The organism is Brevibacillus sp. HB1.4B (assembly GCF_013284285.1).
Classification (GTDB): Bacteria; Bacillota; Bacilli; order Brevibacillales; family Brevibacillaceae; genus Brevibacillus; species Brevibacillus porteri.
The window spans coordinates 151,489-165,409 of record NZ_JABSUT010000011.1 but is presented as its reverse complement, the minus strand read 5'-3'; the positions used below and the strand labels follow the sequence as shown (position 1 = coordinate 165,409).

Annotated in this window: 14 protein-coding genes; 10 read left to right on the top strand and 4 right to left on the bottom strand. The window is 46.1% G+C overall.

Annotated elements, in window-relative coordinates:
• Positions 1 to 223 precede the first annotated feature (223 nt).
• The 8 genes from cyoA to HP398_RS24300 all read left to right on the top strand — a co-directional run bounded on the left by cyoA (position 224) and on the right by HP398_RS24300 (position 6,939).
• On the top strand, positions 224 to 1,129 hold the full coding sequence (gene cyoA / locus HP398_RS24335) for a ubiquinol oxidase subunit II (RefSeq protein WP_017251731.1): 906 nt from the start codon (positions 224 to 226) through the stop codon (positions 1,127 to 1,129).
• Between the two features lie 36 nt (positions 1,130 to 1,165).
• Positions 1,166 to 3,139: a cbb3-type cytochrome c oxidase subunit I gene (locus tag HP398_RS24330; RefSeq protein WP_017251732.1), complete on the top strand. Its 1,974-nt coding sequence runs from the start codon at positions 1,166 to 1,168 to the stop codon at positions 3,137 to 3,139.
• A complete protein-coding gene (gene cyoC, locus HP398_RS24325; RefSeq protein WP_017251733.1) occupies positions 3,139 to 3,735 on the top strand; it encodes a cytochrome o ubiquinol oxidase subunit III in 597 nt (198 codons plus the stop codon). Before HP398_RS24330 ends, cyoC begins: the two co-directional genes overlap by 1 nt.
• Positions 3,736 to 4,068, top strand: coding sequence for a cytochrome o ubiquinol oxidase subunit IV (gene cyoD / locus HP398_RS24320; protein WP_017251734.1), 333 nt, complete (start codon positions 3,736 to 3,738; stop codon positions 4,066 to 4,068).
• Positions 4,069 to 4,096: 28 nt separating this feature from the next.
• Positions 4,097 to 4,963, top strand: a complete 867-nt coding sequence (gene cyoE / locus HP398_RS24315) for a heme o synthase (protein WP_173623884.1) — start codon at positions 4,097 to 4,099, stop codon at positions 4,961 to 4,963.
• Positions 4,964 to 4,999: 36 nt separating this feature from the next.
• Entirely contained in the window at positions 5,000 to 5,326 is a 327-nt protein-coding gene (locus HP398_RS24310; protein WP_017251736.1) for a c-type cytochrome, read from the top strand.
• Between the two features lie 15 nt (positions 5,327 to 5,341).
• Positions 5,342 to 5,914 (top strand): SCO family protein, encoded by a 573-nt coding sequence (locus HP398_RS24305; protein WP_173623883.1) that lies wholly within the window; start codon positions 5,342 to 5,344, stop codon positions 5,912 to 5,914.
• A gap of 68 nt (positions 5,915 to 5,982) precedes the next feature.
• A complete protein-coding gene (locus HP398_RS24300) occupies positions 5,983 to 6,939 on the top strand; it encodes a carbon-nitrogen hydrolase family protein (RefSeq protein ID WP_017251738.1) in 957 nt (318 codons plus the stop codon).
• Positions 6,940 to 7,432: 493 nt separating this feature from the next.
• On the opposite strand, the gene pdxR is transcribed toward HP398_RS24300, so the two are convergent.
• A complete protein-coding gene (pdxR, locus tag HP398_RS24295; protein ID WP_173623882.1) occupies positions 7,433 to 8,896 on the bottom strand; it encodes a MocR-like pyridoxine biosynthesis transcription factor PdxR in 1,464 nt (487 codons plus the stop codon).
• Positions 8,897 to 9,166: 270 nt separating this feature from the next.
• On the opposite strand from pdxR, the gene HP398_RS24290 reads away from it, so the two are divergent.
• The gene (locus tag HP398_RS24290) at positions 9,167 to 9,673 is read left to right on the top strand and encodes a DUF2165 family protein (protein WP_017251740.1); all 507 of its coding nucleotides are present in this window, start codon (positions 9,167 to 9,169) and stop codon (positions 9,671 to 9,673) included.
• A gap of 67 nt (positions 9,674 to 9,740) precedes the next feature.
• Here the strand turns inward: HP398_RS24290 and HP398_RS24285 are convergent, their stop codons facing one another.
• Entirely contained in the window at positions 9,741 to 10,598 is an 858-nt protein-coding gene (locus tag HP398_RS24285) for an SDR family NAD(P)-dependent oxidoreductase (protein WP_017251741.1), read from the bottom strand.
• Between the two features lie 161 nt (positions 10,599 to 10,759).
• On the opposite strand from HP398_RS24285, the gene HP398_RS24280 reads away from it, so the two are divergent.
• The gene (locus tag HP398_RS24280) at positions 10,760 to 11,542 is read left to right on the top strand and encodes a tetratricopeptide repeat protein (RefSeq protein WP_173623881.1); all 783 of its coding nucleotides are present in this window, start codon (positions 10,760 to 10,762) and stop codon (positions 11,540 to 11,542) included.
• A gap of 53 nt (positions 11,543 to 11,595) precedes the next feature.
• Here the strand turns inward: HP398_RS24280 and HP398_RS24275 are convergent, their stop codons facing one another.
• Positions 11,596 to 12,240: a hypothetical protein gene (locus HP398_RS24275; protein ID WP_017251743.1), complete on the bottom strand. Its 645-nt coding sequence runs from the start codon at positions 12,238 to 12,240 to the stop codon at positions 11,596 to 11,598.
• A 200-nt stretch (positions 12,241 to 12,440) separates the two neighbouring features.
• Positions 12,441 to 13,757 carry an MBL fold metallo-hydrolase gene (locus HP398_RS24270; RefSeq protein ID WP_173623880.1) on the bottom strand — a complete coding sequence of 439 codons (1,317 nt, stop codon included), beginning with the start codon at positions 13,755 to 13,757 and terminating at the stop codon, positions 12,441 to 12,443.
• Positions 13,758 to 13,921: the final 164 nt, after the last annotated feature.

Here is a 13,921-nt window from a genome sequence, read left to right as displayed (position 1 = left end):
TTAGGGTACCCATCGATTTCCAATTCCATTCGACTAGAGAAGGACCTTCTTTTCGTGAGAAGGTTTTTTTGTGTCTAAAAATTGTCCAAAATGTAGCGGATTATTGAACATGGCTGGTTGATCCACTTTGTCATTGGCTGGTGACACTCCATTGGTCCGGCTTTAGAGTAAGACTTGTTTCAATAGTACCCCGTGCATGGTGATAGGAGATGAGGACAAGGACATGAAGACGTCCAAGACAGTACGCTGTATGTCATTTTTGTTCATGTTCATCCTGCTGTTCTTGACGACCGGTTGCGCTGATAACTATATCGTGCTCGATCCGAAAGGACCCATTGGTGAACAGCAAAAGGACTTAATGATTTTATCCACGCTTTTAACGTTAATTGTGATTGTTCCTGTACTAATTCTTACTTTTGTCATTGTATGGCGATACCGTGACAGAGAAGGAAGAAAGGCGAAGTACACGCCGAATTGGGAACACAGTACGAAACTGGAAATCATTTGGTGGGGCATTCCCATCATCATTATTGCGTTAATTGGGATCGTGACAGTTCAGTACACGTATTCTTTGGAGCCATCGAAACCGTTGGAATCCGAGAAGAAACCGATCACGATTCAAGTGACGAATTTGGATTGGAAGTGGCTGTTCCAATATCCTGAACAAGGCATTGCCACTGTGAACTATGTACAATTCCCAGAGGATACGCCAGTACGCTTTGAAGTGACATCTGACGCCCCGATGAATTCATTCTGGATTCCACAGCTTGGCGGTCAGATTTATGCCATGTCCGGCATGTCTATGACTCTCTACCTGCAAGCAGATGAGCAGGGTGAGTACATGGGATCTGGTGCGAACTTTACCGGAAAAGAATTTGCGAAGATGTTCTTTACAGCGAATGCGACTTCCCAAGAAGACTTTGATCAATGGGTGAATCAGGTGAAAAATACTTCCCCTGGGCTGACGTTGGATGGCTACAAAGAGCTGACCAAACAAGGAACTTCGGACGTACGCTATTTCTCCGCTTTCCCTGAAGGATTGTACGAGATGACTGTGACCAAGTATGCTGCTTCACACAATCACGGCTTATCTACGAGAGTGCAACCGCCAGCGCGGGTGAAAGAATAGTCGGTTGAAATTGAAAGAGGGAGGAGAGAGACAACGATGTGGGAGAGTGTGAAAGAATTCGCCTCTGAATTTTTCGTAACAGGCGATCCACTTATTTACGGTGCGGACGTCAGCATTGTGCTTAGTATCATCGCAATCGTATCGGTGCTGACTTACTTTAAAAAATGGGGATGGCTCTGGCGCGAATGGCTGACAACTGTCGATCACAAGAAGATCGGTATCATGTACATTCTCGCTTCCGTTCTCATGCTGTTTCGAGGAGGGGTAGATGCTCTCCTGATGCGGGCTCAGCTCGCTATGCCTGATATGCAGTTTTTGAGTGGGGATCACTATAACCAGATTTTTACGACGCATGGCGTCATTATGATTCTGTTTATGGCGATGCCGCTTATGTTTGGCTTGTTCAATGTCATCGTGCCGCTGCAACTCGGTGCACGTGACGTAGCCTTTCCGTTTTTGAATGCGCTCAGCTTCTGGCTGTTTTTCTCAGGGGCGATGCTGTTTAACTTGTCCTTCGTCATTGGGGGTTCCCCGGATGCAGGATGGCTGGCTTATCCGCCGTATTCGGAGTTAGCTTTTAACCCGGGACCAGGTCAGGATTTCTACATTTGGGGAATTCAGATCTCGGGTATAGGTAGTTTGATGACCGGGATTAACTTTATTGTGACGATTTTGAAAGTGCGTGCTCCTGGTATGACGTTGATGAAAATGCCGATGTTTTCCTGGTCAGTTTTGTCGAGTTGTATCGCAATCGTTTTCGCATTCCCAATCTTGACTGTTACATTGGCACTGCTGTTTATCGACCGCTATTTGGGTGGGCACTTCTTTACCTTGGATGGCGGCGGTAACCCGATGATGTACATCAACTTGATTTGGATGTGGGGTCACCCGGAAGTTTACATTATCGTTCTGCCAGCGTTCGGGATTTTCTCCGAGATCGTGGCGACGTTCTCTCGGAAAAAACTGTTTGGTTACAAATCCATGGTGTTTGCCATGATCATCATTAGCGTTCTGTCGTTCCTCGTATGGGCGCACCATTTCTTCACAATGGGCTCCGGTGCGGACGTCAATGCGTTCTTCGCGGTCACGACGATGTTGATTGCGATTCCGACGGGTGTGAAAGTGTTTAACTGGTTGTTTACGATGTTCCGAGGAAAAATTACGTTTGAAACGCCGATGCTGTGGATGGTCGGTATTATCCCGAACTTCGTCATCGGTGGGATGACGGGTGTACTTCTGTCCGTGGCACCTGCTGACTTCCAGTATCACAATAGCTACTTCCTCGTTGCCCACTTCCACCAGGTAATTATTGCGGGTGTCGTGTTTGGATTCTTCGCGGGCTTGTATTACTGGTGGCCGAAGATTTTCGGCTTCAAGCTGAATGAGCGTATTGGCCGTTGGGCTTTCTGGCTGTGGAACATCGGGTTCTATCTGTGCTTCATGCCGCAATACGCGCTGGGCTTGATGGGAATGACGCGTCGTCTTTATTCGTACGGATGGGACAAAGGTTGGTTCGAAATGAACCTGGTATCGACGATCGGTGCCGTAATCATGGGAGCTGCCTTCCTTGTCCAAATTTGGGACATTGCACACAGCCTCAAGCACATGAAGAGAGATACAACAGGAGATCCATGGAATGCTCGTACATTGGAGTGGTCGATTCCTTCTCCAGCTCCGTTCTATAACTTTGCCGTAATGCCACAGGTAACGTCTCAAGATGATTGGCATGAAAGAAAGCTGCGCATCGAGCAAGGCTTGGAAAAGCCGGCGAAAGTAGAGTTGGAACCGATTCATATGCCGAAAAACTCCGGTATTCCAATCGTGATGTCCATGTTCTGGTTCTTTGTCGGATTCGGTTTGATTTTTGACTGGTTATGGATGGCTGTACCAGGGTTTATCGGGGTACTTGCGTGTATGGTTGTTCACTCGTTTAACTACGACACGGACTATTACGTTACGGTGGAAGAGATTAAACGTACAGAGGCTGAAGCAGGGAGGGTGATTACGTAATGGCTAATGTGAATGCTGGACATCATGATCATCATCCAGACCAAGAGGAATTGCGCACGTTTGCCTTTTGGATCTACCTCATGACGGATGTTATCTTATTCGCTACCTTGTTTGCGACGTATATCGTACTGCAAGGAAATACGGATGGTGGACCAGGTCCAAAAGATTTGTTTCAAATGAATGGTATTTACGCGAGTACGTTTATTTTGTTGACCAGTAGCTTTACGAGCGGTCTTGCCATTCTCGCGATGAATAAAGGCAATCGTCTTGCGTTGATGAACTGGCTGGGAGTTACCGTATTTTTGGGAGCATCCTTCTTGTTCCTGGAAATCAACGAGTTCATGCACCTCGTAAGCGAAGGGGCAACGATTAGCACGAGTGCATTCCTGACTGCTTTTTACACGCTGGTAGGAACGCATGGCTTGCACGTGGCGCTCGGAATAGGGTGGATGATCATCGTCATCATGCAAATCGCGAAGCGCGGCATTACACCCGTAACGAAACGAAAAGTAAACATTATCAGCTTGTTCTGGCATTTCCTTGATATTGTTTGGATTTTCGTCTTCACCATCGTGTATGTGATGGGGGTGAATTAATTGAGCAAGCAATCTGTGCATGGCACGACAGAACAACACGGCGGTCATGGTTCCCTGAAATCGTATGTGATCGGTTTCGTCTTGTCGCTTGTACTCACCATCATTCCCATTCTAGCCCTAGAGAACGGTTGGTTGGATAGCGATAAGCGAATCATCATCTATTTAGTGGCGGCTCTGTTCCAGTTTATTGTCCAGTTATTCTTCTTCATGCATCTGAAAGAAGAGGATAAACCTCGTTACAACTTGATGTCGCTCTTACTCGGGTTGTTTATCGTATTCCTCATCGTGATCGGTTCGATTTGGATCATGATGTACAACATGGTCGCCCTATAATGACCAACATTTTGTCGGGGGGATGGAGATGCTAGCAGATTGGATACAGCTGACCAAGCCCCGCATTCTTCAACTCAATCTGGTAGCAGCATTCGGTGGGTATTGGGTAGCGAGTAAGTGGGAGCCGGATTGGATGCTTTTGTTATGGCTGATGATTGGAACCACACTCACAATGGCTTCGTCCTGCGTGTTAAATAACATTTGGGACTGGCAGCTTGACCAAAAAATGACTCGTACGAAAGACCGGCCACTTGCTACTGGACGACTGAAACCTGGGGGCGTACTGCTGTACGCCCTGGTTCTCGGTCTTGTGGGAGAGCTGGTGCTATTTTATAAAGTCAATGCGTTAGTAGGTTGGCTCGGATTATTCGGGATGTTCGTATACGTAGTTGTTTACACGATGTGGCTCAAAAGAACGTCCACTTGGAGCACGTCCATTGGTGGAGTGTCCGGGGCAATGCCGCCTGTGATGGGATATTGTGCCTATACGAATGAGATTGACGCAGGAGCGTGGCTTTTGTTCGCTTTGCTCTTCTTGTGGCAGCCTGCTCATTTCTGGTCGCTTGCCATTAGACGTGTAGATGAGTATACAGCAGCTGGATTTCCTCTCCTCCCGGTAATGAAGGGGATCAAACGGACCAAGCTGCAAATGATTCCGTACGTGGTTTTGCTATTGCCAACGGTAACGATTATGTATGTGTTGGGTTACGTAGGGATTATCTTTTTCGCTGTTTCCTTCCTATTCGGAATGGTATGGATGGGGCATACGATTATTGGGATTGTGTCGGAGAATACGGAAAAATGGGCGAAGACGAATTTTTTCATCTCGATTCATTATTTGATGATTGTGTTTGTGTGCATGGTAATGGATACGACAGGCCGTCCCTTTTTGTAAGGGATAGTCATTCCCGTAGGAAGGGTAGGGAGTTCCATGAAAGCTATCAAGTATCTAATGATCAGTTCTCTGTTCTTGCTCGTAACTGCATGTGGCAGTGGTGCAACAGAAGAACAAGCAGAAGTTGCAGATGCAGATAAAAGTGCGATGAAGCTATACAAAAATAATTGCATGAGCTGTCACGGTAACGATTTATCCGGTAGGGTGGGTCCAGGCTTGCAGCAAGTTGGCTCGAAAATGACGGAGGAAAAACTCGTTGAAATAATTACGGTCGGCGCAAATGGCATGCCTGGTTATGAAAATGTACTCAGCGCCGAAGAAATCGGCCAGTTAGCGAAGTGGCTCTCTGAGAAAAAGGAATAGGAGAGGAGCGGTATAATGAAAAAAACAGCTTGGTTGATCATGCTCAGTATCCTGATGATTTTGGTAACTGCGTGTGGTCCAGCAAGATATGATTACAACTATCCGGTTAATGAATTTGCTTATACGGACCAGGAAGGGAAGCCTTTTTCATCGAAAGATCTGGAAAATAAGGTATGGGTTGCTAACTTTGTCTTTACTTATTGTGGAACCGTTTGTCCTACGATGACCGCAAACATGGCTGAATTGCAGAAAAAAGCAAAAGAAGCTGGCGTTGATGTGGAGTTTGTTTCCTTCTCGGTTGATCCAGAAAGAGATACGCCGGAGGCATTGAAGTCATATCTGGGTAAATTCAATGCTGACTTCTCCAATTGGCATGCATTGACTGGCTATGGATTTGATGAGATCAAAACGTTTATTCTCAAGTCATTCAAGACTCCGATAGAAAAGGACCCTAATTCCGATCAAATCGTCCACGACACGTTTTTATACTTGGTCGATCAAAAGGGAATAGTGGTTAACCGTTATGAAGGAATGACGGACGTGCCTTACAATCAAATTATCGAGGATATGAAAGCGTTGCAGGAGTAGGGGAGTCAGTCGGGTACGCCGAATAATAGGAAAGCAAGACAGATGCTCTATTTGGGAGGGGATGTAACATGTCAATTCAGCAACATAACGTACGAGTAGCAGTTGTTCAAGCTGCTTCGGTCATAATGGATCGTGATGGAAGTACGGAAAAGGCGGTTTCACTGACATTGGAAGCAGGCGAAAAAGGAGCGAAAATCGTTGTTTTTCCCGAAGCTTTTATCCCGGCGTATCCGAGAGGCCTTACTTTTGGGACAAAGGTAGGCAGTCGTTCTCCAGAAGGTCGCAAAGACTGGTTTCGTTATTGGGACAATTCGATTGTCGTCCCGAGTGAAGAGACAGACAAGCTCGGGGAGGCAGCACGCAAAGCTGGCGTGTATCTCGTCATTGGTGTGATCGAAAGAGACAATGAAAATAGCGGCGGCACCTTATATTGTTCCGTCTTATTTTTTGGTCCTGATGGTGAGTTGCTCGGCGTGCATCGCAAGCTGAAGCCGACTGCATCCGAACGGTTGATTTGGGGCGAAGGGGACGGAAGTACTTTGCCGGTATTCGATACTCCTTACGGTAAGATCGGGGCCCTGATTTGTTGGGAGAATTATATGCCGCTAGCACGAGCGGCGATGTATGCAAAAGGCGTTCAAATCTATATCGCACCTACAGCTGATGCGAGGGATGCGTGGCAAGCTACCATCCGCCATATCGCATTGGAAGGCAGATGCTTCGTCTTATCGAGCAATCAGTACGTAACAAAAGATATGTATCCAACTGATTTGGCCTGCTACGAAGATCTTGCCTCTTCGCCAGACGAGATGAGCAGAGGTGGAAGTGCGATTGTGGGGCCCTTGGGTGACTATATCGTCGAGCCTGTTTTTGGTCGGGAGGAGATTCTCTACGCTGATCTGGACATTCGCGATATCGCTTATAGCCAATTCGATTTTGATGTCGTTGGACATTACTCGCGACCGGATGTTTTTACGTTGTTGGTGAATGAAGAGAAAAAAGAGAATGTGAAGTGGATGAAGTAGAGCTTATATAGTATAAAAAGACCTCCATTTGCTTGATACAAGCGGTGGAGGTCTTTTTTGTAGTTGCTGTGGTGGGGGAAGAAGCGCATTTCCAGTCTACGCTTCGGCCTACGCCCCGCAAGGGGGGATTTGACTGTCCGCACCGGAATAAATGGCGGGAGCGCTTCAAACGTAGAAGTTTCGAAGAAGTATTCCATAAGTGAAGCTGAAATTCCCCGCCATTTATTCCGGTGCTGGGATGGGCTCCAGAGGCGCTTGGACTGGAAATGCGCTTCTTCCTGCGTAGCTTTGGCAAATATCCTTTAAGGTAAATCCAAGTAGTAAAAAGAGAATTAAAACTTACTACACTCTAATAGCTTGAAAGAAACAAAAGCTGTACGAAAGTCCTGTCACATGTTTGGAAGGAGACCGCCCGAACGTAGAGAGGATACAGGCGACTGGAAAACATGTGGCAGGGCTTCCCCCGACCACAATCGTTGGCGGACCACCATCTTTATGTCAAAACAGCCTTCAAAGCAGCCGCAAATTTAGTGACACCAAGCGTAATTTCCTCTTCTTTTGGTCGTGCATAGGTAAAGCGAATGTAGCCGGAGTCTGAACCATACACACTGCCTGGCACAAAGACGACGCCTCTGCGAAGGGCTTCTTCAAATAAGTGGTTGTCGTTCACATCCGGGTTAATTTTACACCACAAGTGTAATCCGCCTTGGGGAACGGTGAAAGACAGCTCATTGGGCAGCTCTTTTTGCAGTGCCTCCACAAGCAAATCTCTTCTGTATTGTAGATGCATACGTAACCGCTCTAAATGTGGCAGGAAGTTATCGGAATGCAAAAACTGGGCCGCGATTTTTTGTGGCACCACGCTCAGGCCAAAATCCATCTGTTGGCGGGCATCTGCCAAACGTTCGACAACGGAATGAGGTGCTACCATCCAACCGACGCGTAAACCGGATGCAGCAATTTTGGAAAAGGAACCAATGTAGACAACGGAGCCAAGCTGATCCAATGATTTGAGTGGCAGTGGAGGCTTGCCGTCATAGGAAGTCAGACTGAAAGGATCGTCCTCGACAATCGGAAGACCGAGTTCGCTTGCTACATCCAACAGCTGCGTGCGCCGAGTGGGATCAAGACAAACCCCTGTCGGGTTTTGAAAAGTAGGATTGATAAAGATCATCTTGATCCGATGTTTTTTATACAAGGCACGAATATCTTCTGGATCGATACCGTTATTGCTGACAGGAAGGCGGAACAGACGAAGGCCAGCAGATTGAAACATAGGCAACGAGTAACAATAAGAGGGATCTTCGATGGCAACTGCATCGCCGGGTGCAAGCAGACATTGTGTGATCAAATACAGAGATTGTTGAGAACCCGACGTGATGAGAATGGAAGAGTCGGTTGTCTGCACATTCCGATATCGTGACAAATACGAGACCAGCTCTTCACGCAAAGGCGTAAAGCCTTGTGGATTGTCGTATCCCAAATATTCGGTGAAGGGGTTTTCCTTCATCAGGGTACTGATTTCCGTGCCTGGTGAGAGCTGGGAAGACAATTCTCCACTCGCAAAATCGATGAGGCTGCTGTCTTTTTGCAAGGCCTCTCTGATCCGCCGCAGATAAGACAAATTCGGGAGGAATTGACCACCTTCTACATATCGATGCCAGTTCGGTGTATGCTTCGGAGTTGCCTCCCATTTATTTTTACTCACACGAGTACCGCTTCCTGTTCTGCTCTCGATGATGCCTAATGCCCGAAGCTCCTCGTACGCTAAAATAACAGTGCTTCGGTTTACCCCTAATTGCTCAGCCAATTTTCTCTCAGAAGGGAGCAGGCTCCCAGGGGGGAACTCTCCATATGAAATTCTGCGTTCAATCTCATCGGCTATTTGGTGGTATAGTGTTTGACTGCTCGACCGATCAGGCTTCCAAATGATAATCACAACCTTGCACATATTCATTGTTTGTTATATGGGGGGAATCCATTTCATCATAACATTGTTAAGAAAAATACATGTGACAAAACCGTTCCAAACTGTTGAACATGGATGGGTAAAAAAATGATGAATTGGATGGTTTCATTTCCGAATGAGTATGATTAGGTTTCCATCTGGTGGTGATGAATACTCGTGATGAAAATAGATAGATTTTTCTTGCAAAGAGAAAGGGTGTGTCAATCCAATCGAGAATGAGTAAAGACACAAAGTGAGGGAAAAGAGGCGTGATCAGCATTGAGTAATTTGACGTTACGGTATGTAAAGGTTTTAGTTGTAGCACTATCCGCAGCATTTGGGACGTCCATTTTCTTAGGGAATCTTATGGACTACCATTCCAATTATCAATTTGTTCAACATGTTCTGTCCATGGATACCACGTTTGAGGGTAACGCACTTATGTGGCGAGCGATTACTGATCCTACTGCTCACACCATAGCTTATATCGGAATCATCATTGCAGAAGGATTGTTCTCACTTTTTGGTTGGATCGCTACAGGAAATATGCTGCGGAATGTAAAGAAGGATGCAAAAACGTTCAATAACTCTAAAACATTCGCATACATCGCTTACATGGTTGCTTTTTGTATCTGGTTTTTCGGATTTGCAATTGTGGGTGCAGAGTGGTTCGCCATGTGGCAATCACAAGTATGGAATGGTCAGCAGGTAGCGTTTAACATTACAGAGGTGATGATTGGATTCGTGATTTTGGTTTCTTTACGGGATCGAGAATTAACAGAATAGGTAAAACTAGAGCCACGTTCCTTTGAGAGCGTGGCTTTTTGGTTTGAATCGCATTTTTCGTTGGGAGTTAAATATGCGAGGGAATCACGAATGTCGGGTTATGCTGGTTCAAAATATCTTCCATTCGCTGACGCACAGTCTCTTTATACGAGGGATCTGGCAAAATGTAAAAGCGATTGCTCTTGATCGCCAGGAAGGTGTGATCAGCTACTTCTTTCGGAGAAATTCCTTGCTCGACACCTGAACGAATGAACTGGTCGATGGCGGTAGTCATTGGTGAGGGCTCCACGATATCTCCTGGTTTGCTGTACTCGGCTGGACGATTGCGATGGGCGTCACATATTTGCGTCTGAACAAAGCCGGGGCATAAAACGGAAACACCGATTTTGGCTTGGATCATTTTCAATTCGTGGTAGAGGGTTTCCGACAGACTGACTAGCGCATGCTTACTTACACGATAAATGCTATTCCCTGGTCCGGATTCAAGGCCAGCGAGAGAGGCGGTGTTCACGATGTGGCATTCAGTCCCTTGTTTTAACATCATGGGTACGAAAATTTGTGTAGCGTGAATAGCTCCCCACAAGTTCACATTCATGACCCATTGCCAATCAGCGACGGTGCTTTGCCAGATTGTCGAGCCTGCCCCAACCCCTGCATTGTTGAACAATAGATGGACAGCACCGAACGAGTCTAGCGTTTTCTGTGCAAGCTCCTGGATATCTTTTTCTTTGCTAACGTCCGTTATAACGGCGAGGACAGTTGCTCCTGCTGCCTTTAACTCCTGCTCTACTCGTTGGAGCGCCGCTACTTCTACATCGGCAAGAACAACCTTCATCTGCTCCTCAGCACAGCGCATTGCCAATGCGCGACCAATACCACTGGCGGCTCCAGTAATAACGGCTACTTTGTTTTCAAACTGGTTCATGATAGGCCTCCTTTAAAATAAATGCAAACGTCAGCGATTATTGTTTTGATTATAATAGACAATTAAATGAAATGTCTATTTTTATTTGTGAGCGAGTGCAAGCGTGGATACTGAGAGCATGTGGTGAAAAAAGTAGCATATATTTTGATGAGACTGGAAAGATGGGTGAGACCAATATGAAGCGAATCGGAACGCAGCATTGGAGCATCATAAAGAGCTTGTTACCTCCTACGGCAGAACTAGTAGTCATGCCAAAGCCGCACGATCAACCAGCTGTTATCATCGCTGATCTCGATGGAGATAATCATCAGGAAATAGCCTGTGTTTATCGCAACCAGGGCGAAATGTACGTCATGGTCGCCAAGCAGGATGAGAATCGCTGGCATCCAATCGGCAATTTCAAAGGACAAGGTTATACGGTTTCCGATTTATTGGCTGCTCCCATTGTCGATGCCCAAATGAATAGCTTATTGATTGGGTGGCAAATAGGCGGGGTATGGTCGAATATAGATATTTTGCAGTGGACGGCGAATGGATTTATGCACATGCTCCATCAGGAGACTCGAGCAAGCAGGGTTGAGGTGGAAGACATGCCGGGGGTTAATGGAACGGATGGCAACGCTGAGCTTGCGCTGTGGCTACATGATAGCGGAAAAGCGTTTCAAGTAGAGGTGTATAGGTGGGACGCAGGAAATTTGGTAATCGCAGACGATGTCTATCCCTATTATTTTCAGAAGATGGTTACCTACTATGAGTCTGTCCTAGAAGAGCGCGATTCGGCGAGGTATTGGTACTACCTAGGTGACGCGCAAAGAAAAGCAGGGATGCATGCTCAAGCTTTTCAATCCATCGAGCGAGCATTGCAGTTTCCCAATCCGTATCCTTCTCGGGAGGCTTTGCTTCGTCGGAAGAAAGAGTTGGATGCAGCAAAAAGAAAAAACTAAAAAAGCACCCATGGAAGGGTGCTTTTACTCTATGAGGGGGAATCGTTGTTTCCTTATTGCACTTTATAAGACATCAAAATTTCTTGCGCAAGCGGCTTCCACTCTTCCATTTGTGCTTCGGTGCAATTGAAAGTGGTCATCAGCATTTTGCCATCGAGCTCTGTAAAGAAAATGAGGTTGTAAATTTTCGTATCAGCAGCAGGAGTCAGCATCTCGAACACACCAACGTTTTTCCCGTTGATTTGGATGACTTCATCGCGATACCAGGTCGCATCTTGGTACATGTTGGAGAACGCTTCTTTCATTGGGTCCTTCATGTCTTTGAGAAGGCTGTCCTGAATAGGTGTTTCTGTATGGCTAAACGCAATGTTAATGGAACCTTTTTCATCGGTATAAATCAAGGAAGGACGATTTTCCGTTGGGTATTTTGCTTTTGCCATCTCTTCGGACATGACAGTAAAGCCTTTTGGAATCAAGATTTCCACTTTGTCGTTCAGAACCTTTTTCGCTTCCAGCTTGTCGTTTGTTGCAGCTGGCGCTGGTGTAGCCGAATCTGTTTTTGGAGCATCAGTTGTTTTAGCGGCTTCTGTGGTTTGTGCTGCATTTTGCTCAGCTGGCTTTGTATCAGCTGGCTTGTTCGAACAAGCAGAGACAGCCAAAATGGAGAGCAACAAAGCTACGGATACTAGTTTTTTCATCTGAATAGATCCACCTTTTTATACATAATTGGAAAACTACGGAATTTCCTTTCCGATTCTATCATGGGGTGTATAATACTGGAAATAGGGTAGGTTAATTGTGAATATTCCAACAAAAACCTCCTCTCTTACATAATCAAGGGTACTAGGACTAAATACACCCATTCAAACAAAAATAAAATGGGTGTATTTTCCTATTTTCATATATTGTTTGTCGTAATATAGCGGTTACGAATCTTCTCTCCCAAATATTGAACCGCAAAACGGACAAATGCCCAGTTCCATCCCATATAAATACCGAAATTGTTCAGTTGTGCAACATGTCCGAGCAAGACAAAGCGCTTAAAACAGGCATTCCGACCTTTCGGCGCTTGTAGTCTGCCATTGATGCGCAGCGTACTCCAACCCCACAAATGGGTGAAGCAATAATGCAGGGCCTCAGATGACAGTTCCACATCACAATTGACTGGATCGCATGGGGATTCGATCAACCCATCTGCTAGGGAAAAGCGAAAGGTCTTTTGATAGTCTGACAAATAAAAGGTAACGGGCCTAACGATAGAGAGAAACAGCGAATGATTATTTTTCCGAATCTGTTGCTTGAAGTCCAAGCCAGCACGCGTGAGCTTGTCCCATTCGATTTTGACAGAAGAAAGAAGAGTAGGAGAGGAAGCCATCTTCTCATAGTCTCGTGCGTAGAGGGCGAGCGCCTTCGCAGGATCATGAGCTTCATGTGGCGTCCACGTATCCCCGGGATACAAAATAATGGGTTCGGCATCCGTTTCTTCTTGCAGGAGGCGGTACACAGTGTCTACTTTATTGATTGCATCATTCATGTAATAGTTTTCCTCGTGACAAAACCAGGCGAAGCTGGCGAAGGGAATCACGTAGAGAGGTTGAAGGACTTCCACCTGTTTTCTCACCCGGGCGAGCTTTTCCATGGCTCGTTTTTTACGGAGTAGGAAGTCTTCCTTGTTCCCCGCCCAGCCTGCATACGAGAATTGCGTCCATAATAGATCGATGTCACCGACATGGTTTAGGATATCCTTGGCTTCTTGTGTGGTGCTGACCTCGCAATCGTTCAGGTTCAAGATCGTCATGTCAGCCGTCTTGATGCATAGCCACGAATCGCCGACAGGAAACGGCCGACACAAGACAGAGACATCGTCGGACAAGGAGTACCATTCGTCCCGGGAGAGCTCAATGACTTGCTGAAAGCCAAAAGCACGGCACCATTCGATTACTTTTTTATCGGCTGACTGCTGGTAGAGGATTGTGATTCGCTTGCGATACTCCTCGGGTATGGTTCGCAGGCTCTGTGGATGAAAATGATCCGGATGCTCATGAGAAAACCATATATGCGTAATCTCGGCAAAATGCTCAGAGGTGAAGTGGGTCTTGGCTAACAAGCCCCAGCCGTTATCAAAGGCAGTTCCCGTAAGCCAAGGATCGGTCAATAATTTGATGGAATCGTGTTCCCATAGAAATGAAGCGTGGTTGACCATTTGAAATTTCATGTGAATTGTTCTCCCTATGTATTCTAGCGATTTGCTAAAAGGGATGATCCTGCCGGGGAGAAAAACGTGACAGAAATTTGAAAAACATATTTATTTAGGGGTTTGTGTCACAAGCTGTGCATGACAAGGATCGTAACAAGTGAACAGCAATCAACGAGTCGAAA

Bases quoted from the DNA above. Each gene is read 5' to 3' on its own strand.
- cyoA (WP_017251731.1), top strand. From the start codon at position 224: ATGAAGACGTCCAAGACAGTACGCTGTATGTCATTTTTGTTCATGTTC.
- HP398_RS24300 (WP_017251738.1), top strand. From the start codon at position 5,983: ATGTCAATTCAGCAACATAACGTACGAGTAGCAGTTGTTCAAGCTGCT.
- pdxR (WP_173623882.1), bottom strand. From the start codon at position 8,896: ATGAATATGTGCAAGGTTGTGATTATCATTTGGAAGCCTGATCGGTCG.
- HP398_RS24280 (WP_173623881.1), top strand. From the start codon at position 10,760: ATGGGTGAGACCAATATGAAGCGAATCGGAACGCAGCATTGGAGCATC.
- HP398_RS24305 (WP_173623883.1), top strand. From the start codon at position 5,342: ATGAAAAAAACAGCTTGGTTGATCATGCTCAGTATCCTGATGATTTTG.
- HP398_RS24330 (WP_017251732.1), top strand. From the start codon at position 1,166: ATGTGGGAGAGTGTGAAAGAATTCGCCTCTGAATTTTTCGTAACAGGC.
- HP398_RS24275 (WP_017251743.1), bottom strand. From the start codon at position 12,240: ATGAAAAAACTAGTATCCGTAGCTTTGTTGCTCTCCATTTTGGCTGTC.
- HP398_RS24270 (WP_173623880.1), bottom strand. From the start codon at position 13,757: ATGAAATTTCAAATGGTCAACCACGCTTCATTTCTATGGGAACACGAT.
- cyoC (WP_017251733.1), top strand. From the start codon at position 3,139: ATGGCTAATGTGAATGCTGGACATCATGATCATCATCCAGACCAAGAG.
- HP398_RS24310 (WP_017251736.1), top strand. From the start codon at position 5,000: ATGAAAGCTATCAAGTATCTAATGATCAGTTCTCTGTTCTTGCTCGTA.
- HP398_RS24285 (WP_017251741.1), bottom strand. From the start codon at position 10,598: ATGAACCAGTTTGAAAACAAAGTAGCCGTTATTACTGGAGCCGCCAGT.
- cyoE (WP_173623884.1), top strand. From the start codon at position 4,097: ATGCTAGCAGATTGGATACAGCTGACCAAGCCCCGCATTCTTCAACTC.